The 21090-nt window shown below is 41.7% G+C and carries 17 protein-coding genes and 1 pseudogene; 6 read left to right on the forward strand and 12 right to left on the reverse strand.

Annotated elements, in window-relative coordinates; genetic code table 11:
* Nucleotides 1–46 precede the first annotated feature (46 nt).
* Both Q4574_RS06650 and Q4574_RS06655 read right to left on the reverse strand, forming a co-directional pair.
* Complete coding sequence (locus Q4574_RS06650; protein ID WP_303472799.1) at nt 47–997, reverse strand: M20/M25/M40 family metallo-hydrolase; 951 nt, start codon at nt 995–997, stop codon at nt 47–49.
* Entirely contained in the window at nt 978–2144 is a 1167-nt protein-coding gene (locus tag Q4574_RS06655; protein WP_303472801.1) for a tetratricopeptide repeat protein, read from the reverse strand. The genes Q4574_RS06650 and Q4574_RS06655 overlap by 20 nt, the downstream gene beginning before the upstream one ends.
* Nucleotides 2145–2388: 244 nt before the next feature.
* On the opposite strand from Q4574_RS06655, the pseudogene Q4574_RS06660 reads away from it, so the two are divergent.
* Both Q4574_RS06660 and Q4574_RS06665 read left to right on the forward strand, forming a co-directional pair.
* Nucleotides 2389–2903, forward strand: a pseudogene (locus tag Q4574_RS06660) (YeiH family protein); the annotation flags it as partial.
* A gap of 226 nt (nt 2904–3129) precedes the next feature.
* Nucleotides 3130–4356, forward strand: a complete 1227-nt coding sequence (locus tag Q4574_RS06665) for a threonine/serine exporter ThrE family protein (protein ID WP_303472802.1) — start codon at nt 3130–3132, stop codon at nt 4354–4356.
* Between the two features lie 231 nt (nt 4357–4587).
* Here the strand turns inward: Q4574_RS06665 and Q4574_RS06670 are convergent, their stop codons facing one another.
* The 4 genes from Q4574_RS06670 to Q4574_RS06685 form a co-directional block, all read right to left on the reverse strand.
* On the reverse strand, nt 4588–5280 hold the full coding sequence (locus Q4574_RS06670; protein WP_303472804.1) for a 3'-5' exonuclease: 693 nt from the start codon (nt 5278–5280) through the stop codon (nt 4588–4590).
* 86 nt (nt 5281–5366) lie between these two features.
* The gene (locus Q4574_RS06675) at nt 5367–7196 is read right to left on the reverse strand and encodes a putative nucleotidyltransferase substrate binding domain-containing protein (RefSeq protein WP_303472806.1); all 1830 of its coding nucleotides are present in this window, start codon (nt 7194–7196) and stop codon (nt 5367–5369) included.
* 93 nt (nt 7197–7289) lie between these two features.
* Nucleotides 7290–8996, reverse strand: coding sequence for a sodium:solute symporter family protein (locus tag Q4574_RS06680; protein WP_303472808.1), 1707 nt, complete (start codon nt 8994–8996; stop codon nt 7290–7292).
* Between the two features lie 10 nt (nt 8997–9006).
* Nucleotides 9007–9273: a DUF4212 domain-containing protein gene (locus tag Q4574_RS06685; protein ID WP_303472810.1), complete on the reverse strand. Its 267-nt coding sequence runs from the start codon at nt 9271–9273 to the stop codon at nt 9007–9009.
* 235 nt (nt 9274–9508) lie between these two features.
* On the opposite strand from Q4574_RS06685, the gene Q4574_RS06690 reads away from it, so the two are divergent.
* Entirely contained in the window at nt 9509–12931 is a 3423-nt protein-coding gene (locus tag Q4574_RS06690) for a PAS domain-containing hybrid sensor histidine kinase/response regulator (protein ID WP_303472811.1), read from the forward strand.
* Here the strand turns inward: Q4574_RS06690 and Q4574_RS06695 are convergent.
* From Q4574_RS06695 to acs, 3 genes are all read right to left on the reverse strand, one after another.
* A complete protein-coding gene (locus tag Q4574_RS06695; protein WP_303472813.1) occupies nt 12906–13616 on the reverse strand; it encodes a heparan-alpha-glucosaminide N-acetyltransferase in 711 nt (236 codons plus the stop codon). The genes Q4574_RS06690 and Q4574_RS06695 overlap by 26 nt on opposite strands.
* A gap of 126 nt (nt 13617–13742) precedes the next feature.
* Nucleotides 13743–14402: a response regulator transcription factor gene (locus Q4574_RS06700; RefSeq protein WP_303472815.1), complete on the reverse strand. Its 660-nt coding sequence runs from the start codon at nt 14400–14402 to the stop codon at nt 13743–13745.
* Between the two features lie 146 nt (nt 14403–14548).
* Nucleotides 14549–16489 carry an acetate--CoA ligase gene (gene acs / locus Q4574_RS06705; protein WP_303472817.1) on the reverse strand — a complete coding sequence of 647 codons (1941 nt, stop codon included), beginning with the start codon at nt 16487–16489 and terminating at the stop codon, nt 14549–14551.
* A gap of 242 nt (nt 16490–16731) precedes the next feature.
* Here acs and Q4574_RS06710 point away from each other — a divergent pair, with 242 nt between their 5' ends.
* Nucleotides 16732–17895, forward strand: coding sequence for a DcaP family trimeric outer membrane transporter (locus Q4574_RS06710; protein WP_303472820.1), 1164 nt, complete (start codon nt 16732–16734; stop codon nt 17893–17895).
* Between the two features lie 104 nt (nt 17896–17999).
* Here the strand turns inward: Q4574_RS06710 and Q4574_RS06715 are convergent, their stop codons facing one another.
* Nucleotides 18000–18476: an acyl-CoA thioesterase gene (locus Q4574_RS06715; RefSeq protein WP_303472821.1), complete on the reverse strand. Its 477-nt coding sequence runs from the start codon at nt 18474–18476 to the stop codon at nt 18000–18002.
* A gap of 208 nt (nt 18477–18684) precedes the next feature.
* On the opposite strand from Q4574_RS06715, the gene Q4574_RS06720 reads away from it, so the two are divergent.
* Both Q4574_RS06720 and def read left to right on the forward strand, forming a co-directional pair.
* Complete coding sequence (locus Q4574_RS06720; RefSeq protein ID WP_303472823.1) at nt 18685–19299, forward strand: DUF1456 family protein; 615 nt, start codon at nt 18685–18687, stop codon at nt 19297–19299.
* Entirely contained in the window at nt 19296–19814 is a 519-nt protein-coding gene (gene def, locus Q4574_RS06725) for a peptide deformylase (RefSeq protein WP_303472825.1), read from the forward strand. The genes Q4574_RS06720 and def overlap by 4 nt, the downstream gene beginning before the upstream one ends.
* 16 nt (nt 19815–19830) lie before the next feature.
* On the opposite strand, the gene Q4574_RS06730 is transcribed toward def, so the two are convergent.
* Together Q4574_RS06730 and Q4574_RS06735 are read right to left on the reverse strand one after the other, a co-directional pair.
* Nucleotides 19831–20043 (reverse strand): hypothetical protein, encoded by a 213-nt coding sequence (locus Q4574_RS06730; protein WP_303472827.1) that lies wholly within the window; start codon nt 20041–20043, stop codon nt 19831–19833.
* A gap of 417 nt (nt 20044–20460) precedes the next feature.
* On the reverse strand, nt 20461–21090 hold a 630-nt coding region (locus tag Q4574_RS06735), incomplete at its 5' end, for an EF-Tu/IF-2/RF-3 family GTPase (RefSeq protein WP_303472828.1).

A 21090-nucleotide genomic window follows, 5' to 3' on the forward strand; every position in this document is an offset into this window, starting at 1 on the left:
GAAGCACTTACTCTGTTTAGACTAAGTGCTTTTTTAGCGTGGTATGTTAGTCCGTTAATTGGTCCATCAATTTTAAGATGTTAAAACTGGTCTCTACTGCAGCTTGAAAGAAGTTCTGATCAACGGTTTCTACGATATCCTTTTCCGTGTGATAGTACTTGTGTTCTCCCACCCCAACAAATAAATAGGGAATATCCACTTTGCCAAACGATGCGTGATCACTGGCTTTACGCCAATCCGGCCCCATAGCCATTGCATAACCCCGTCGATTTCTTCTATGTTGATTCACCAAGCACAAGCCGGCCTCTTCAATAGCTTTAGCAACAACCCCTTTGAAAGGAGAATAATATCGTGCGCCAGAAACATATAATCGGCTTTTTTCTTGGTTCTGAGAGATCATATCTAAATTCAGATTATATTTAATTTGTTCTAAGGGAACCGGTGGGTTTTGTACAAAGGCTTTAGAGCCATACAATCCTTTTTCTTCGGCGTCTGTGGCAAGAAAAATAATAGAGTGTTGTGAACCCTGCTGGGCAATTTCATCTGCTATGGCCAACATAGCTGAAACGCCAGATGCATTGTCATCGGCACCATTGAAAATTTTGTTGCCGCGCATTCCTAGATGATCATAATGTGCCGTTATTACAATATATTGCTGTGGGTAGGTTGTGCCAATAAGATAGCCGCCAATATTGACACCATCAATATGTGAAAAAGTGGTTTCGTAGCGAAACGGCATGCGAAATGTCTGATTTTGGGAAAGTGTTTTTAAGCCTATTTCTGTAAAACGAGAAATTAAGAATTCCTGAGCCAACAATGAACCAGACGAACTGTTTTTACGCCCTTGCATGTCATCGGATGCTAAATAACTAAAGTCTTCCCATAAACGCTCACTATCAATAGTGTTATAAAGTTCAAATTTGTTGCAATCTGCGTAACCAATTACTGGCAATAGCAAGCACAAGCTTGCAATTAATCTAATGTTTTTTACTATCATCTCGGCTAAGTAAATCCAACTTTCCTTGGTATCTGTCTTGATCTTGATAACTACGCGCACGATTCTTGGCTTTCTTAAGATATAACTGACTGCGACGCACATCCCCTAATTCATAATAAACTTTTGCCAATCCAAAATAAATTTCGTGTTTGCTTCTATCTAACTTCAACGCATTTCGATAATGTTGCAGCGCCAATTCAAATTCTTTATTTTCAAAAGATTGCTCGCCTTGAATAAAGTGATGGAAGGGGTTGTCACTTCTCACTCTTTCGATCCTGCTGGTAATCGCTTCGGCCTCATCTCTTCGCCCAACCGTTTCGTATAAAAACGCCAGATTTTCCCAACCTGTTAGATTATCTTCATCTAACTGAAGTGCATGCTTGTATGTGTTCTCCGCCGATTCATAGTCGCCAACTAAGCGATAAAGAATGCCCAGATTAATCCAGGTAGAAACAAAGTCAGGCGACAGTAGCGCCGCTTTTTTAAAGTATGCGTAAGCTTCAGAATAAGACTCAGAAAGTAGTGCATCAGCCCCTTTATTGTTGTAGAACATAGAGGTAACAGAGCGTTTAGTGACTATCCGCTTAGGAAAACTTTTCTGCGGGTTTTGCGGATCAAAATCAACTTGCATACCGGTGTTGATTAAGTGAATGACTCCTGGCTCACGGGGCATAATCATGAGGTTAATGTGGCCATTGAGCAAACTATATCCCGCCCGGCGCGTCCAGTATTCAGGAATTTGAACATCTTGGAAACGTACCGAAAATCCAGCCTCTTTGGCCAACGCATAAGTCATAATAGACATAGATAAACAATTTGCTGCGCGACGTTGAAAGGTTTCACTTGCTACTGTGTTGGCGCTGCCCATATACAGTAGATTAAACTCTGAACGGTCAAATATAAGCCTTACCAAGGTCTCCATTCTATCAACTGGATCTTTGACAACAGCAACCTGCTCACTGATAAACTCTTCAGCTTCTTGGTTTAAAGCAAAAATATCTTCTTCACTTTCGATTTCGATGGTTTGATACTCAGGAAAAGTGTCGTCGTTGAGTAAATGACGAGACTCAATAGCGATGTGGTTGGTGGTGCTTTGGCATCCAACTAAACAAAGTAAAGTGCTACATAAGATTAAAAACAGTTTCATACACAACTCCTAAAACTTACTATAACCATAGTACATTACCCGACATTAGCCATATTTTTCGTCGTCTTTAAGCCGCTACTCGTCTGGATAACAATAATCTTCGGTGAGCAAGAGTTACCTGTAGGAGTTATCAGATTCATACGCTCTCCAAGAATTGAAACAGAATTTGATGAGCACTAAGTGCTAGTCCAATTAACATGTTATGATTCAATTTGTTAGCTTAGATAGTATGTAACTTAACGCTGATAAAGATCGCGTTACCTTATTGACCATAATAGGGGTCACTGCCCTATCCACTTTGTCTATGATCCTCTACCCAATCTTTGCGTCTCAACTGAATCTAGATCAGACGCAAACGGGAATTTTTCTAGGTGCCACAATTCATTATGTCGCGCAAGTAGTAGGGGCGGGTTATTCAGTGTCAGATCATAGTGGTGACTTAGCCACATTGACAAAATTAGTTCGCGTCGCCTTCTTAATGCCTGTGGTGATTTCAGTTTTACTGGTTTTAAAATTAAAGTTTAAACACGTTGGGCAAATAAAGCCCCTGGCATCCCTGGGTTTCTGATTATTTTTGTTGTTCTGATGATTATTAACAGCGTATTTTCTGTTCCCACTGACATCACCGATACTACTTCTCATATTTCGCGCTTTGCTTTGGTTGTTTCAATTGCTGCAATCGGTATGAAATCTAATTTAAAACAACTGGTTGAAGTTAGCACTAAACCAATATTACTACTCGTAATTGAAACCGTTTGAATTGCTTTACTGATTTTACTGAGCATCCCAATTTGATAAATTCACCACGCCCCAGTCCATTAGTTTTTCTAATACTAAGAGTGCAAAAAATGTTCATTGCGCTGACACTTTGAAGGTTCTACAATCCGCCAATCAAATAGCAGTTATCTAGCAAGGGTTAGATAAATTATTGTGTTAACTAAGTCTTCATAGAATTCTTAAAATCTAAACAGTAAGTGGCGAAGCAGTGGACAAATCGGAATTTATTCAAATACGCAGATTTATACTTAAATTGGGCAAAATGTTGCACAAATACGGCTCGCCGTCGTTTCGGCTTGAGGCGTATTTGAGTGAGATCGCCGCATATTTGGGTGTAAATGCTTCCTTTATTTCCACGCCAACGTCATTGTCAATTGTCTTGTGGAGCGACCGACACGAAGAAGAATATAACCATGCCGCCCGCATTGAACCCGGCGAATTGGATATGAACTCTTTATCACTGACCGATGAACTGGCTTATCAATTATTAAAAGGTGAAATTAGCCTAGCTGATGCAGACAAGCGTTTGGATCAAATTGATGCTATGCAAAGTCCCTATAATAAAACCTTAACTGGAATAGCGTTTGGTACTTCAACCAGTGCCTTTGCGATGCTGATGGGAGCGGGTTGGCCAGAAATATTCTGGTCCGGCGTATTAGGATTGGTTGTATATTTTTGGACACTTTGGTCACTGCGCTCAAAGCGAGTCAACTTGATGTTGGAATCAGTGGCGTCTTTTACGGTTGGCTTTGCTGTCTGCACCATAAATTATTTTTTTGAGTCTGGACTGAATATTTGGCTAATTATTTTATCGTCGCTAATAATATTAGTACCAGGTTTGTCCTTAACCATCGGCCTTGCGGAACTATCATCCCGTAACTTGGTTTCAGGTACCGCCAGGGTCATGGATGCCATTATGCAATTATTTAAATTGTATTTTGGTGCGTTTATCGGTATCACCCTAGGTTACCAGCTCTATGGCCAGCAAGAATTGCAGGTTGCAGATACCCTACCATTTTGGGTTAACTGGCTAGGCGTGCTGCTGTTAAGTATTGGACTAGTAGCCATATTTCGTACTCGAATGAAACATGTGCCTTGGGCTGTTGTTTCTACATTTATTGCTTATGGAGCGTCAACCTGGAGCTCGGCATATTTGGAAAATGGTTTAGGTGCATTTGTCGGAGCCTTCGCCTTAGGCGTCTTTTCAAACTTATTTTCTAGGATCATGAATGCGCCATCAACCATAGTTGCCATGCACGGTCTGATTGTGTTGGTGCCAGGTTCAAAAACCTACATAGGTCTGAATTCATTTATCTCCGGGCAAGATTTTATAAAGGCAGACCATATAGGTCAGGAGACATTTTTGATTTTAATGTCCTTAGTCGCCGGATTAATTTTTGCCAACATCGTAATGCCCACCAAAAAAGCATTGTAAGAGGGTGCTTTAACCCCGCAGAGACGTCCTGCCCTCCATGGCCTAAAGACCATGCTACTGGTGATGACAAAATTTTACCTGTAGGCGGGTGCTTTAGCCCCGCAAAGATGCCCTGCCTTTCATGGCCTAAAGACCATGCTACAGATGATGACTAAATTTTACCTGTAGGCGGGTGCTTTAGCCCCGCAAGGGACATTTGAACCCCATGGCCTCAAGACCATGCTACACAGTCTAGGGGTTAATTCTTTGAGGCCTTACTGTGCCTTTAAACACTTTTAGTGCGCCTGTTCCTGTCAATGCCGACAGCGGCTCCCTGCCCTTACTATCTAACTGACTTAATTGCGCAAATAACAATTCCATGGTGGCGACTGCGTCATCAAGCGCGTTGTGAGCCGGCGCTAAAGGTAAATTATGACGCTGTCGACAAGAAGTGAGTGTTGCCGCGTTCGGCGCTGGTACACTCTCTGATTTGCGAATTTGATAAAGCGCTAACTGCAAGGTATCTAGAGTCACAATATCCTCTAAGGGCATGCCTAATTTCAAAAACACTTTATTAAGTACTGACATATCTAAATTGGTATTGTGAAACACCCAAACATGTGACTCTGCATAGTGGCGTAATTTCTCCAATGCGACTTTTACCGGCTCTCCTTGAGCAATGTGTTCATCCAATAAGCCATGGATCACTGGGCTTTGGTTTAATGAGGCTTTGGTGGCTATAACCTGGTAATAACAGCTCGCCAAAGCGATGGAACTTTGCTTACCTTCAACCCAACCTATAGATAGAATATTAGACTCTTTTGCATCCAGTGACGTTAGCTCGAGATCAATGGCTAAAAACGGAATTTGCTGCCAAGGCAGATGACGAAAATGCGCTGGAATAGTAAATTTAGGTAAAAACCAATTTTTCAGTGTTTGCCACATCGAATGCTAATCCTATTTAGTCGACATTTGTGTTTTATCGCATTTTTTAATTAATAACCTAACGCTAACCATTCCATAGACCGTATTTAACCACCCGCAAACTTCATGGAAACACCTTGCTGACTGCGTTTAATGGTTTTAAACGCTGCTTTTAATTGGTGGCGTTGTATGGAAGATAAGTCGCTAATGGATACATAGTTATTTGTCACACTATTTTGTAATTGATGACGCCAACGTAATCGGTTTAGAAACAACCAAATATCCCGTAAATCATTGCCATCACTTTCAGTCAATTGGGACTCCTCTTTTAAATTATCCAAACGCCCTATGGTTGATGGCATTTCCAAGCCTTTTGCTAACGCATAGATCCGCACCAAATTATTAATAATCGCAATGGCGTTTACTTTTAAGTCGATGCAATCTTCCGGTTGATGACCCTTTTGAAACACAAACTTTTGAAATACAGATAAAGGAACGGCAACGTCTGCCGCTTGGCGAGCCAAAGCAGAGAGAAATAAAGGCTGTTTCAATAGCGGCTTCCGGGCGGCTTGTAACGCGGTAAACAAGTCCTTATTACCAGCAACAGCGCGCACATCTAAAAAGATATTAAAATGTAAAATAGCGTCTAAAGTAGGTTCTTTGACCCACTTTTCTGACTCGTTAATGGCGTCTTCGACGCTAAGCCGCAGCTCAGGGTTTGACGCCATAATGTTACCATCGCACAATTTTATGCCACATTTTCCTAAACCTTCACACACATACTGTGACATCTGCGCGAAATACTCATCCTCCTGTTGATTGGGACGTCGTTCTAACAATAATCCATTATCTTGATCTGACCCCATATTTTGATCTTCACGAGCTTGAGAGCCATACACCAGCCAACAAAAATCAAAAGGTGGATTGCCATTTTGTTGCTGAAAAAAAGTTAAAAGTTTGCGAGTCATAATGTCCGTTGCTTGGGAAAGTACTTTCCCAGCCACATCAAAATCACCTAAACGCTTAGCATGTTTGGCAAAATAATGAGGCAATTGCCAACTCAAACGAGTTAGTTCATATAAGTTTTTCGCTTTTGCTAACTCATCAATTAAAAACAGAATATTGCCCCGCTGATGACGGATCATATCGCTGGAGGTTAACATTCCCAGAGGAGTGTGGGTTATTCGGTCAATGACTGGAAGGTGATGAATATTGTGTTCTGTCATCATGCACAAAGCATCAAAAAGTGTTCTATTCTCGGTAATCTTAAATGGCTCTTTAGTCATCACTTCAGATACAGGTAAGTGAACACTTACCTCCTTTGAAACCACTCTATTTCTTATATCTCTATCTGTTAAAATTCCAACCAGCTTATCGCCTTCGGTGATTAATAATGAGGAAATGCTGGCTTCCGACATTTGTTGAGTTGCACGCAATATCGAGGTATCAGTGTCACTACTGATAACGGTATCAGAGATAACCTCGCTAATGGGTTTATACAACCACATAGATTTAGAATCCGCCACAGCATCATTGTAAAGCTGATCACTATGGTAGGTTTCAAAGAACTTTGCCACTGCCGGATTTTCGTTACATAAACTATCAAATTGTGCCGCCGGTAAACAATACAATAAACCTGCACTATCCACCTTAATATCAATAGCATGATTCAATTTATTGAGTAAGTTACCGACCCCAAAGAAATCCCCTTCACTCAGGTTTTGTTCAACTTCATTGGAGTCTTTAACGGTAAATTGGCCGCTACTAATTAAGAACAGATTGTTATCCCTGTCTGCCAGTATTTGTGCAGCATTCTCAGACGTTAAATAGGCAACAGTAATATGCCGCGCCAGCGCCATCAACCTTTCAGTTGATAGTTGATCAAAAGGAGCAGAAGCTTTTAAAAAATCCAGCGATTGTTGGGGAATGCTAGTCACTTGACTCTCCTATTTTAGGTTTAGTGTTGAATTTAAAATAAAAAAGCCCGATTGAAGTCGGGCTTAATTTATTTTTAGTTTTACCCGTCTCACTTAGTGAGCAGAAGCTTCCCCTGATCCTTTCGGATAACGAATATCTTCTACTAGTTGTTGAATCTCTTCTGGTGAATCACCGGTGAATTTCAACACTACTAATGCTACTGCAAAGTTAACCAGCATACCTATAGTACCGATACCTTCAGGTGAGATTTCAAATAACCAGTTTTCAGGAACATTTGCAGCAGGATTTACAAACTTGAAGTAGATAATGTAAGCAGTAGTAAATGTAATCCCTGCTAACATACCAGCAATTGCCCCTTTGTCGTTCATTCGCTTCATGAATATTCCCATAATAATCGCAGGGAAGAAGGAAGACGCGGCTAGACCGAACGCGAAGGCAACCACCTGTGCCACAAACCCGGGGGGATTAATCCCGAAGTAACCAGCAATACATATGGCGACCCCTGCTGCTAAACGTGCATAAAACAGTTCTTTCCTATCGGTTATATCCGGCATCAAGTTTCGTTTCAATAAATCATGGGAAACTGAGGTAGAGATTACCAATAGCAGTCCAGCTGAAGTCGAAAGCGCTGCGGCAACACCACCGGCGGCGACCAAAGCAATTACCCATGCTGGTAAGTTTGCAATTTCAGGATTGGCCATCACCATGATGTCACGGTCCACATCCATTTCATTGCGTTCATCTCCAGAGTAAAACATTTTTCCATCGTTGTTTTTGTCGTCCCAAGTAATCAACCCGGTTTTTTCCCAATTGGTGATCCAGCTTGGCGCTTCACTGTAATTGGTGCCCATTTGATCGGTACCATTAATGGTTTCGATCATGTTGACCCGTCCAAAAGAAGCCAAAGATGGTGCAGTGGTATACAAAATGGCGATAAATGCTAATGCCCAACCTGCACTGTAACGCGCATCACGAACCTTAGGCACAGTGAAGAAACGCACAATAACGTGTGGTAAACCGGCAGTACCAACCATCAAGGCGGCAGTAATACAAAACACATCGATCATACTTTTGTTACCCGTCGTGTATTCGTTAAACCCTAACTCCAAGGAAAGTCCATCGAGTTTGTCTAGCATATACACCCCCGAACCATCAGCGAGTGTCGCTCCAAATCCGGTTTGCGGTAAAATATGACCAGTTACTATCATTGAAATAAAGATGGTAGGCACAAGATACGCGAAAATAAGTACACAATATTGAGCGACTTGAGTGTAGGTAATACCTTTCATTCCGCCCAAAACGGTATAGAAGAAAACGATTGCCATACCAATAACGACACCAGAAACAATATCCACTTCAAGGAAGCGACTGAATACCACTCCTACGCCCCGCATTTGTCCAGCTACATAGGTGAAACAAACAAAGATGGCACAGATTACGGCTACGGTTCTCGCTGTCTGTGAGTAATACCTATCACCAATAAAGTCTGGCACCGTAAACTTACCGAACTTGCGTAAATATGGCGCAAGACAAAGGGCAAGTAATACATATCCGCCTGTCCATCCTAATAGGTAAACTGCACCATCGTAGCCCATAAACGAGATTAATCCCGCCATGGAAATAAACGAAGCAGCTGACATCCAATCGGCAGCTGTCGCCATGCCGTTGGCAATGGGATGCACCCCGCCTCCAGCCACATAAAACTCATTGGTTGAACCCGCTCTGGCCCAAACTGCGATACCGATATAAAGTAAAAATGAAGCACCGACTATAATAAAAGTTAAAATTTGTACGTCCATTTGAGTTCTCCTACTCTTCGTCTACGCCGTAGCGTTTATCTAGAACATTCATTTGACGAACGTAGACAAAAATCAACGCCACAAATACGTAAATTGCACCTTGCTGTGCGAACCAGAATCCAAGTTTGAAGCCGAAAAATCTCACTTCATTTAGTACATCTACTAGCAGAATGCCGAATCCAAACGATACAACAAACCATACAATCAGCAGTTTTAACATTAACGAGAGATTGTCTCGCCAATAGGCTTTTTTATCTTCTTCTGTTTTAAACGCCATGCTCATTTCCTCTTGCTTTTAGTCTGGCAATTAACCTTGGAATGGCACAAACGCAAAAAATAGTGCCGCCCAAAGCCTTGAATTTTTTCAATCAGAATGACTGCCATTCCGAACGTTTTCTAATCTATCCATGTATTACTAGTAGTGAAATGAGACTATGGTCGTAGTACCACAATTTATTTTTCAAAAGTGTGCTAAATTACTAATATCGATAGTGTTTTAGGTACAGAATTAAATGACATTGGGTTGGGTTTTATTAGCCTTAATTTATCTAACAGGGTTATTTTGGATCGCTCGCTGGGGTGATAGAAACACGCCTTTGGCGCGTGCGATCACGTCGCATCCAATCGTATACTCCCTTGCTTTAGCAATTTATTGTTCAGCCTGGACATTCTTTGGCATGGTGGGAGAGGCGTCTCGGAATCAATGGCAATATATTGCTATTTTGTTAGGGCCAATATTGGTTTACCTGTTTGGTTATCGCTTCATTTATAAGTTGATTTTGGTCAGTAAGAGACAAAATATTACGACTATTGCCGACTTCATTGCCTCTCGGTACGGTAAGCGACAAACCGTTGCCTTGTTAGTCACCTTTATTGCGCTTTTGGCAACGATTCCCTATATGGCACTGCAACTCAAAGCTATTGGCTCGGCATTTCAATTAATTACCGAACAACAACACAGTGAAGTCATTGTGTTAATCGCCTCTGTATTTATTGCATTCTTTGCGATTTATTTTGGCACACAACACTCAGATGTGACTGAATACCGAAGAGGATTGATGCTCGCCATTGCTTTTGAGTCCAGCATAAAACTCATTGCTTTAATCGTAATCGCCTCCCTCGCTTACGTTTGGGCGGTAGTCGACAACCCCGAAGAATTTAGCAAAGCACTTTCAAAATTTAACTCAGCTGCACAATTCAGCACCTTACCATTTTTCGCTCAAACCTTGATGTCTGCTGCTGCCATCATCTGTTTACCACGGCAATTTCATGTGGCTGTCGTAGATAATTTAAAGCTATCTCACCTGAAAACTGCGCGCTTCTTATTTCCACTTTATTTAGCTGTCACTGCCGCTGTTATCCCCATCATTACCGCAGCTGGACAAACCTTGATTGGTGCTCAAGAACCCGATACCTACGTGCTTAGCTTAGCCATATTGTCAGACTCACTATTCGTTAAAATCTTGGTCTTCATGGGGGGCTTATCCGCGGCAATGGCGATGATTATTATCGCCACCTTAACCCTCAGTACTATGGTTACCAATGACGTAATCTTACCTAAGATGTTGTCTCGTCAAAATCACAATGCGCCTTTGTTTAATTATGCTAAAACCATTCTGTTAGTCAGACGTTTGGTTATCGCAACACTCATTGCCCTAGCCTATTTCTATCATCAACAAATGACTGGCAGTCGTTCATTACTGTCCATTGGATTAGTGGCATTTTCGTTAGTTGTGCAGTTATTGCCTGCTATTTTAGGCGGACTTTATTGGAAAAAAGGGCATGCCCATGGCGTTTATGCGGGCTTGCTTGCGGGTTTTTTAACTTGGGTGATGTGGTTGATGTTTCCCATGTTAAACGAGGTCACCACCTCTCAATTACAGTCAGAAGTAATTAGTGTGGCGGCAATGGTTAGTTTGTTCGCCAACACAAGTTGTTACTTGCTCTTTTCCCATTTTGCACAAGATCGCTTAGTTGACCGAATTCAATCTCAAGCTTTTGTGTCTCCGCGGGAAGAGAATATCGAAGAGTCTCAAAAGCAGCGCAAGAGCGCCACTATTGGCGATCTTTCCACACTATTATCTACTTTCCTTGGGGAGTCTAGAGTCAAGATTCTAATGGAGGATTTTGAAAATCGAGCCAAAATAAAACTGCATGACCAACAATCCCCCGATCATGAATTTCTCCAGTATTGCGAACGGGCATTAGGTGGCGCATTAGGCGCTTCAAGTGCAAAAGCCTTAATTGATAGTGCTCTGGGCGGAAAAAAATTAGATTTTGAAGAAGTGGTTAATTTTTTCGATGACACCACTCAAGCAATGCAATTCAACACCACGGCTCTATTCACTTCAATAGAAAGTCTAGATCAAGGAATAAGCGTCATCGACAAAAACCTGAATATGGTGGCTTGGAATAGGCGCTACCTAGAGTTATTTAATTACCCTGCTGATTTGGTTAATGTTGGCACCCCCATAGAAGATTTGGTTCGTTACAATGCTCAACGGGGTGAATGCGGTGTGGGTGAAATTGAGTCTTTGGTTCAAAAACGCGTGGCACACTTGAAAGCAGGCCATCCACATAAATTTATTCGTCAGCGCAGTGACGGCAAAATGATTGAAATGGTTGGAAATCCCCTTCCTGGTGGTGGTTTTGTAACTAGTTTCAACGATATTACGGCCCATATAGAAATTCAAAAAGCCTTAGAAGAGTCAAAAATAAACTTAGAACGTCGTATTGAAAAAAGAGGTGAAGAAGTTCAAGCAATTAACGCTGAATTACGCAGTGAAATAGAACGCAGAGCTCAACTTGAAGAAGATTTAGTTCAAGCTCGCAAAGCTGCTGAAGATGCTAATGCAAGTAAAACACGTTTTCTTGCTTTGGCCAGCCATGACGTTTTGCAACCATTAAATGCCGCTAAATTATATTTGTCAGCATTAGGTGAAATCGATGTTGATCGTGAAGCTAAAGAGATTCTCAACAAACTTAGCGATAGTGTCAATTCCAGTGAAACCCTGATTGCCACTTTGTTAGATATAGCTCGCCTCGATCAAGGTGAAATGAAGTTAACCATGGAAGATGTGTTATTACCCGAACTACTCAGCTCTCTAATAGATGAGTTTGCCATGAAAGCAGAACAAAAAGGATTACAACTGCGCACCCAAATTCCAGCTTATTGGGTCAACACAGATAAAACCCACTTGTATCGTATTGTACAAAACCTGCTTTCAAATGCGGTGAAATACACAAAAAAAGGCAAGATACTATTGAGTGCAAGAAAACGACAAGGTCGCATACTCATTCAAGTTTGGGATACAGGAATCGGGATTTCAGCTGCAGAACAGAATAGAATATTTAACGACTTTTATCGCGTCGATGGTAGCCCTCAACATGGAGTAGGTTTAGGTTTGGGTGTTGTCACCCGTATGTCGAGTAAACTTGCGATTAATGTCAGTGTTCGTTCTACCCCAAACAAAGGCAGTTGTTTTAGTTTTGACCTCCCATTAGGCGAGTCACATTCACAACAACCGGACACAGTAACCACTAACAAAACTGGCTTGAAAGACATGCTGGTATTATGTATTGATGACAAAGATGAAAACCTGGATGCCATGCAAACGGTATTAAGTAAATGGCAGGTGAATATCATCACGGCATTGGATCTTCCGCAGGCTAAAGTGCAGTTAAACTCGCGTATACCGGATGTTATTTTGGTTGATTATCATTTGACAAATAACGTGAATGGATTGGATGTGATAGAAGCCCTTCGTAACCAATTTGGTGAGAACTTACATGCTGTTTTAGTGACTGCAAATCAACAAACTGAAATTGTAGATCTTTGTAAAAAACTCAATATTAGCTATTTAAGCAAACCCGTTAAACCCGCTAAATTACGGGCTTTATTAAATAGTTTTAGGCTTTCCATATCACCCCAATAAGTCCAAATATGGCAAATAGTATGGGTTGATGTACAAGATAAATAATTAAACTATGTTTACTGGCAAATAATACTATTTTACTGCGCGCTAATGTGCGCGCAGGATCCCGTAAAAACCAGTCTTGGTAAGCTAGCCAAATACCTATTAAAACTACTCCCGTCCACGGAAACAAGCCAACGTAATCGTTCGTGTATCCAGGCAATAAATGCCGAATTGGCTGAAATGGCCAAATACTTCCCACCCAGTTCAAATTAAACGCAAGGATAATGAGAATGCCAATGAGTAATGCGCTTTTAGGAAATCGAGAAAGGGGTACACAAATTAAACTAGCGACAGTAATGAAGTGCAACACACCAAAGAATATCCAATTGTTAGGTGCCATTATCAACGATGAAATCGTCACTGCTGCAGACGCCAATAACAACTGTATCAATCGCTTAACAAAGTGCTTCTGTCTAAACCCTGAGCCATGGACTGCCGCAAGTGAAAACCCGACACATAAGAAAAACAGGCTCAAAATTACGTAGCGAAACTCACGCCAGCCTTCACCATCAGGAATAGAAGAAGGTACCCAACCAAAAAATTTGAGATCATAAATAAAGTGAAAAATAACCATTAGAACAATGGCTAAAAAGCGCATTAAATCGACAGTATAAATGCGTTTAGAAGCAGGTTTAGCAGACATTAGCGCACTCTAAAACAATAAGTTTGACTATTGTAATAGGAATTAACCTTAATTTCGCGATTATTCCTTTTTCATAAAAAGTGCGTCGCAAAACTGAATCACTTCATCACTGAATAATAGGCGAGTTTATTTATGACACAACTCAGGGGCCGGTGGAGTAAGCTCCAGTTGCGAAGCAATTAATACTGCTTGGGTACGATTGTTAATGCCAAGCTTCTTAAATAACGCAGTTACATGGGCCTTTACCGTCGCCTCAGCAATATCTAATTCAAAGCCTATTTGTTTATTTAACAAACCATCTCGCATAAAACACAAGACTTTGTATTGGGCGTTAGTCAAACTAGAAACTTTGTCTGCTAATGCGGCAAATTCACTATCCATTTCATCAATTTCGTTAACCATGGATTTCGGGATCCAGGTATCGCCATCGAGGATAGTTTCAACTGCATTGGCAATATCTTCAGAACCCGTTGTTTTAGGAATGAATCCCATAGCACCAGTATTAATAACTTTGGATACAATGTTTTTATCTTCAAGACCTGAAACCACAGCAACAGGTAACTCGGGATAAAGTTTGCGAATATGAATTAAACCAAATAAGTCATTACTGCCGGGCATGTGCAAATCTAACAGCAGTAAATCGACGTCATTATTTTGAATAATATCGAGAGTTTGCGTTAAGTCACTAGCTTCTAAAATCGTTAATTGATGTTCAGATAAATTTAGCGCAAAGCGCAATGCATCTCGATAAAGGGGGTGATCATCAGCAATTAGCAATGTGAACATAGTGTTATCAGCGTGTCTATAAAGTGTTCTAATTGAATCAGGACAATACGCTTAAATCAACCAAAAATCTCGAACTTAACGAATAAAGGGGCAAATATTGCCCCTTTATTGTTAGATCAGACTAATTATCACCAATTACTTCTTATTTAGCGATTTAACCTAAGTTCAATTAGACTATCTACCACACTAGGATCGGCTAATGTTGAAGTGTCACCTAATTGTTCATATTCATTGGCTGCAATTTTACGCAATATTCTGCGCATAATTTTACCAGAGCGCGTTTTAGGTAAGCCATTTGTCCACTGAATCAAATCGGGGACCGCGATTGGACTTAATTCTGTGCGCACCCATTTACGGATTTCAGCAGTCAACTCATCTGTTACTTCCACACCTGAAACAGGGGTGACATAAACATAGATGGCCTGACCTTTAATATCGTGAGGATAACCCACTACAGCAGCTTCAGCTATGGCGTCGTGAGACACGAGCGCACTCTCAATTTCAGCGGTACCAAGGCGATGTCCTGAAACATTCAATACATCGTCCACTCGACCGGTGATCCAATAGTATCCATCTTCATCACGGCGGCAACCATCACCGGTGAAATAAGTATTTTCGTAAGTACTAAAATACGTTTGTACAAAACGAGCGTGATCGCCGTAAACCGTTCTTGCTTGAGCTGGCCAACTATCTTTGATAATCAGATTACCTTCAGTAGCGCCGCTGAGCTCATTACCTTCACCGTCAACTAGTGCAGGTTGAACCCCAAAAAATGGAATCGATGCCGCACCGGGTTTAAGAGCAGTAACACTAGGCAATGGCGTCATCATGATGCCACCTGTCTCCGTTTGCCACCAAGTATCGACAATCTGGCAACGACTGCGGCCAATAGTTTCGTAATACCATGTCCAAGCTTCTGGATTAATGGGTTCCCCAACCGAGCCTAGCAATCGAAGTGAATCTCCTGTAGTGCCTTCGGCGGCAAATTGCCCTTGTGCCATTAGCGCTCGAATAGCCGTTGGTGCAGTGTAAAGAATATTAACATCATGTTTGTCGACAATTTGACAAATACGGCGCACATCAGGGTAAGTTGGAACACCTTCAAAAATTAATGTGGTTGCACCATTAGCCAGGGGGCCGTAAACGATATAAGTATGACCTGTGATCCAACCCACGTCGGCGGCACACCAATAAATTTCCCCATCTTGATAATCAAATACGTATTTGTGCGTCATCGAAGCGTAAACTAAATAACCACCTGTGGTGTGCACTACGCCCTTAGGTGTGCCAGTTGAGCCTGATGTATACAAAATGAATAAAGGATCTTCTGCATTCATAACAGTGGGCTCACAAGTAGCTTCGCATTGAGCAGTTAACTCGTGCCACCAGACGTCTTTTTCTCCTACCGCAACCTCATTACCAGTATTTTTGAAAACAATCACGTTTTCAATACTGGGACAACGATCATTTTTAAGGGCATCGTCCACATTTACCTTTAGAGGCACGCAGTTGCCTCCTCGTCGACCTTCATCAGCAGTAATAATTAGCTTAGCATCAGAATCATTAATTCTATCTGCAATGGCATTGGGAGAAAAACCACCAAAGATAATTGAATGAATCGCGCCAATACGAGTACAGGCCAACATGGCAACAGCAGCTTCGGGGACCATTGGCATGTAAAGGGCTACGCGATCGCCCTTCTGAATTCCCAGCTTTTTCATACCATTGGCAAGTTGACACACTTGATCGTGAAGCTCTTGATAGGTCACTTTACTGTCGGTATCTGGAGAATCACCTTCCCACACAATAGCCACATCATTGGCTTTCTCAGGAAGATGTCTATCAATACAGTTATAACTTACGTTTAGTTCACCATCTTCGTACCACTTGATACTCACATCGTCTTTGGCAAAAGAAGTATTTTTAATTTTAGTTGGAAAAGTAAACCAATCTAAGTTTGCCGCTTGCTCCTTCCAGAACTGATCGGGCGATTCTATTGATTGCTGATACATCTGCGCATGCAGTTCGGGGGTTAAGTGGGAATTTAGCTTAGCGGTCTCTGGGACCGGATATAGTGTATCTGTCATAGGGTTCTCCAACACAATTTTTAGCAACTGCACATACTGTAACGTTAATATTAAAGAGTGGAATGCGACTTTGGTCTTAGCGAAGCTGACTTTGGTCTTACTTAGTTAAAAACATCCAGGTTATTCATCAAGAATTAACTTTATAGACTATACGACTATGGTCTGATAGACCATCCGCTTATATGTAAAAACTGAATCTTAGTTCAAAATTTACTGAGCATTAAACTGCACTAGGAAAAGTCATGAAAACTAAAATTACAGCAGCAATCACGCTAGCACTCGGCACTTTGTATGGTACTGCAACCAATGCCAACCTATTAGACAAAACAAATGTTCAATTTAGCGGCTATTTAAAAGCCGATGCCATGTTCAGCAGCTATAGCGATGGTACTTTAGCCTCTGGTAGTATCGGAAGAGACTTCTATTTACCCAGTCTCACCCCCGTCGGCGGTGAAGAAGAATCGACTCAATTTGATGCCCATATTAAGCAGACACGGTTTAGATTCACTACTAATACCGATCTTGATAGTGGCGATAAAGTTGTCGGCGTTCTCGAATTCGATTTCCAAGTCACCCCAGATGGAAACGAACGTGTAAGTAACTCTTACGAGCCCAGAGTCAGACATGCTTTTATTAAGTATAACGATTGGATGATAGGACAAACTTGGACTACCTTCATGGATGTCAGGGCGCTTCCCGAAACCCTAGATTTCATTGGTTCAACTGACGGTACAATATTTGTTCGACAAGTCATGGTTAAGTACTCAACAGGAAACTTTGAAGTTTCGTTAGAAAACCCAGAAACCACGGTTTCTCCATTAGGTGGTGGTACTCGCATTGTAACTGACGATAACCCCGTACCAGATTTAGCCGCACGATATACTTTTAAAGGTGATTGGGGTCACTTTGCAGTTGCAGGCCTCTTACGCCAATTGTCCTACGTCGACAAGCAAGGGGAAAATGATATTGACACCTCAACTACCGGTGCTGGTATTAGCTTAACTGCTAAGTTTAATCTGGGCCAAGACGATATTCGTATCGCTGCCAATTATGGTCAGGGTTTAGGTCGATATATGGCGCTTAATGCTGTCAATGGTGCAGTTCTGAACGCCGATAATGAACTAGAAGCCATTGATTCCGCAGGCTTCAGTATTGCTTATAGACATGTTTGGGATCCTCAGTGGAGAAGTAACTTCACCTACTCTATGTTTAGCGCTGACAACGAAATAGCGTTGACTGGCAGTTCAACTACCAAGCAAACATACAGTGCTCGTGCAAATATTTTGTATTCTCCAAGCAAAGAACTTACTTTCGGTGCAGAATATGCCTATGCGAAACGAGAACTTGAAACGGGTGCTGACGGTGATATGAGCCGCCTACAATTTTCAGCAAAATATGCTTTTTAAATCAAATAAAACGACGTTTACTCTTTGAAGGCTGCAAGGTTATTGCCAGGCAACTTTCAAGTCTAGTCTAAAATAGTGGCCCTATAGGGCCACTATTTTTTTAGCTACCAACCTACCATTTGTTGATAATGTTTATCTAATTTCTTAGCAAAATCTTTACCGCTTATTGCCACCTTTTCAAGCATTTCTTCTTCTTTGCTGTGTGGTGTAAACGTGGGGACTTCAACTGGAGTGCCGTCTTCATCTATGGCCATAAAAGTAATAAAACAACGGTTTGTATCAGTGATTTCCTCTTTTTTCGGATCCGATGCCCTTACAACCACATAGATATGCATACTGGTTCTGCCGGTATGCACAATGCGAGCAGTAATGGTCACCATTTGCCCCACTAAAATGGGCTGAATAAAACGAATTGCATTGGCAGAAACCGTTACACAATAATGTTTACTCCATTGTGCAGCACATGCATAAGAGGCTTGATCTATCCATTTCATAACCATTCCGCCATGTACTTTACCGCCAAAATTAACATCTGTTGGCTCGGCTAGAAATCGAAACTCAGTCTCGCTATTTTTATTCATAATCAAGGCCTTATATGTCAACTTGTCGATTTACTATACTTTAGATGACAAAAAATGTTCAATTTAATTTTATTTGTCTCCGAAATGGCCTATCTATTATTTGTTGCCCTGAATTTACCATGTTAGATTCAAGCAAATTACATCCAACAGGATATTTATTTGACTGTTTAAGGTAGAATAACGTCAATCAACAGAAATTGGCCTTTTTATGAATCACAACGATATTTTACGCCGTCTGCGCTTTGCCCTCAGTCTTGACGACCCTGCGACAATCGCTATTTTTAAGTTAGCAAACTATGAAATGGAAAAAGACTACTTATCGATGCTCATGAAAAAAGAGGAAGAGCCAGGGTTCATGCTCTGTCGCGACAAGATACTCAGTCTTTTTCTAGATGGATTAATCATCCAAAAACGCGGTAAACAAGAAGGTGTTGAGCCTGTTGTTTTAAAAGGTAGCCAGCGTTTATCCAACAACGACATTTTACGCAAAATACGTATTGCCATGAGTTATCGCGACGAAGACATGTTGACGGTATTAAAATTAGCTAACTTTCGTTTAAGTAAAGGTGAGTTAAGCGCGATGTTTAGGAAACCTGATCATCGAAATTACAAAGAAAGTGGCGATCAAGTAGTACGTTACCTGTTAAAAGGTATGACGGTTAAGTATCGTCCAGATGCCGCAAAAACAAGCACTACTCCTGTTGCTAAGAAAGACAAATACAAAAAAGCCAATACAATTCGTCAAAAAGAAAGTGCAAAAGATAATGCTAAGTCTCCCTCTGTCGAAAATAACTCTGTTTGGGGTAAGGTCGATCCTAAATGAAAATAGCGCAAGTTGGAGAAGCAATTCTAAGAACCCCGGCGGTAGCTGTGCCACCGTCAGATTTGCTAACAGATGAATTGAAACAATTTATCTTGGGCTTAAAACAAACCATGTTAGACGCTAACGGTATCGGCATTGCAGCTCCGCAAGTATTTGATCCACGAGCAATAATGATTATTGCGTCGCGACCCAACGCCCGTTATCCAGATGCTCCACATATGGAACCCTTAGTTCTGATTAACCCGAAAGTGATAGCCAGCAGTGATACTCAGGAAAAGGATTGGGAAGGGTGTCTATCTGTCCCAGGTTTGAGGGGGAAAGTAAAACGCTTTACATGGATAGAAATTGAATATCTGGCCGAAAATGGCGACAGGGTAAAGCGTTTATTTGAAGGCTTTGTTGCACGTATATTTCAGCACGAATATGATCACCTTATAGGTAAAACCTGGCTTGATCACATCGAATCTGCAGAAGATATTATGGCTAATGAAGTTTGGCAGAATAAGTACGCCTGATCCTTAAACAGGCGATCTAGCCCGTCATTTTATTCATCCTATTCCATAACCTGTAGGCGGGTGCTTTAGCACCGTGGCGTATTTGAAACATTCCATGGCCTGAAGACCATGCTACAAAATTGTAGGCGGCGGCTTTAGCCCCGTGACGTGTTTGAAACATTCCATGGCCTGAAGACCATGCTACAAAATTGTAGGCGGCGGCTTTAGCCCCGCAGCGCATTGGAAACATTCCATAACCTGTAGGCGGGTGCTTTAGCCCCGCAGCGCATTTGAAACATTCCATAACCTGTAGGCGGGTGCTTTAGCCCCGCGCTAAATGGAAACATTCCAAGGCCTGAAGACCATGCTACAAAATTGTAGGCGGGTTCTTTAGCCCCGTGACGTGTTTGAAACATTCCATAACCTGTAGGCGGGTGCTTTGGCCCCGTGACGTGTTTGAAACATTCCATGGCCTGAAGACCATGCTACAACACCTGCACCAACAGTACGGCCACGTTATTCCATACATCCATGTATTCCACCCCTTCGGGGCCAGCCTTCGGCTGTTCTAATTTGTTCCCGACAAATTAGTCACTCCGTTCAGGTGGCCTAAAACAAAAAAGCCGCTCTAGGAGCGGCTTTCTTAATTTTTTAGCTATTATCGAGATTAAGCGATGATTTTAGCTACAACACCTGCACCAACAGTACGGCCACCTTCACGGATTGCGAAGCGTAAACCTTCGTCCATCGCGATTGGGTTGATTAGCTCAACTTTAAATTTCAAGTTGTCGCCTGGCATTACCATTTCAACACCTTCTGGTAACTCTACTGCACCAGTGATGTCTGTTGTACGGAAGTAGAACTGTGGACGATAGCCTTTGAAGAATGGAGTATGACGACCACCTTCATCTTTAGACAATACATACACTTCTGCTTCAAACTGTGTGTGAGGAGTGATTGAACCTGGCTTAGCCAATACTTGACCACGCTCTACGTCATCACGCTTAGTACCACGTAGTAGTACACCAACGTTCTCACCTGCACGACCTTCGTCAAGCAACTTACGGAACATCTCTACACCAGTACAAGTTGTCTTAGTAGTATCTTTGATACCAACAATCTCAACTTCTTCACCTACTTTGATGATACCTTGCTCTACACGACCGGTTACAACTGTACCACGACCTGAGATTGAGAATACATCTTCAATTGGCAAAATGAATGGCTTATCAATGGCACGCTCTGGCTCTGGGATATAGCTATCAAGGGCTTCTGCAAGCTCAATGATTTTTGCTTC

It is taken from the genome of Aliiglaciecola sp. 3_MG-2023, assembly GCF_030548205.1.
In the GTDB taxonomy this organism is placed as follows: domain Bacteria; phylum Pseudomonadota; class Gammaproteobacteria; order Enterobacterales; family Alteromonadaceae; genus Aliiglaciecola.

Coding starts and splice junctions, on each gene's coding strand:
- def (WP_303472825.1), top strand. CDS start 19,296: ATGAAAATAGCGCAAGTTGGAGAAGCAATTCTAAGAACCCCGGCGGTA.
- Q4574_RS06715 (WP_303472821.1), bottom strand. CDS start 18,476: ATGAATAAAAATAGCGAGACTGAGTTTCGATTTCTAGCCGAGCCAACA.
- Q4574_RS06680 (WP_303472808.1), bottom strand. CDS start 8,996: ATGGACGTACAAATTTTAACTTTTATTATAGTCGGTGCTTCATTTTTA.
- Q4574_RS06650 (WP_303472799.1), bottom strand. CDS start 997: ATGATAGTAAAAAACATTAGATTAATTGCAAGCTTGTGCTTGCTATTG.
- acs (WP_303472817.1), bottom strand. CDS start 16,489: ATGACAGATACACTATATCCGGTCCCAGAGACCGCTAAGCTAAATTCC.
- Q4574_RS06720 (WP_303472823.1), top strand. CDS start 18,685: ATGAATCACAACGATATTTTACGCCGTCTGCGCTTTGCCCTCAGTCTT.
- Q4574_RS06690 (WP_303472811.1), top strand. CDS start 9,509: ATGACATTGGGTTGGGTTTTATTAGCCTTAATTTATCTAACAGGGTTA.
- Q4574_RS06685 (WP_303472810.1), bottom strand. CDS start 9,273: ATGGCGTTTAAAACAGAAGAAGATAAAAAAGCCTATTGGCGAGACAAT.
- Q4574_RS06700 (WP_303472815.1), bottom strand. CDS start 14,402: ATGTTCACATTGCTAATTGCTGATGATCACCCCCTTTATCGAGATGCA.
- Q4574_RS06730 (WP_303472827.1), bottom strand. CDS start 20,043: ATGTTTCCAATGCGCTGCGGGGCTAAAGCCGCCGCCTACAATTTTGTA.
- Q4574_RS06670 (WP_303472804.1), bottom strand. CDS start 5,280: ATGTGGCAAACACTGAAAAATTGGTTTTTACCTAAATTTACTATTCCA.
- Q4574_RS06655 (WP_303472801.1), bottom strand. CDS start 2,144: ATGAAACTGTTTTTAATCTTATGTAGCACTTTACTTTGTTTAGTTGGA.
- Q4574_RS06710 (WP_303472820.1), top strand. CDS start 16,732: ATGAAAACTAAAATTACAGCAGCAATCACGCTAGCACTCGGCACTTTG.
- Q4574_RS06695 (WP_303472813.1), bottom strand. CDS start 13,616: ATGTCTGCTAAACCTGCTTCTAAACGCATTTATACTGTCGATTTAATG.